The 283-nt window shown below is 53.0% G+C and carries 1 protein-coding gene; it reads right to left on the reverse strand.

Going from position 1 to position 283, the window contains the following annotated elements; translation table 11 throughout:
* Positions 1-283: UDP-N-acetylglucosamine 2-epimerase (locus B9T16_RS29750; RefSeq protein WP_410246502.1), on the reverse strand; the 283-nt coding region annotated here is incomplete at both ends.

Raw genomic sequence — 283 nt, forward strand, 5'->3', positions numbered from 1 at the left:
ATGATTTCCCAGTAAAGCGGTCAAAGTCTCCCGAACCGTGGGATTGCGATGCAGGGGTAACAGTAGCGCCACATCCAAAAACCGATCTAGAATCTGGAGAAACCCCCTCGCAATATCCTCCAGGTGTTCCCAGTTTTCCCGGCGGTGGACTGTCGCCAAAATCACCCGATGGGAGTCCCAGTCCAAACCCGGAATATCACAAACCGGATTTTCCTTGGCCACAGCTAATAACGCATCAATCACCGTATTGCCCGTTTGGTGGACTTCTCCCACCACCCCCGAA

This window comes from Arthrospira sp. PCC 8006 (genome assembly GCF_046480465.1).
Lineage (GTDB): Bacteria > Cyanobacteriota > Cyanobacteriia > Cyanobacteriales > Microcoleaceae > Limnospira > Limnospira platensis.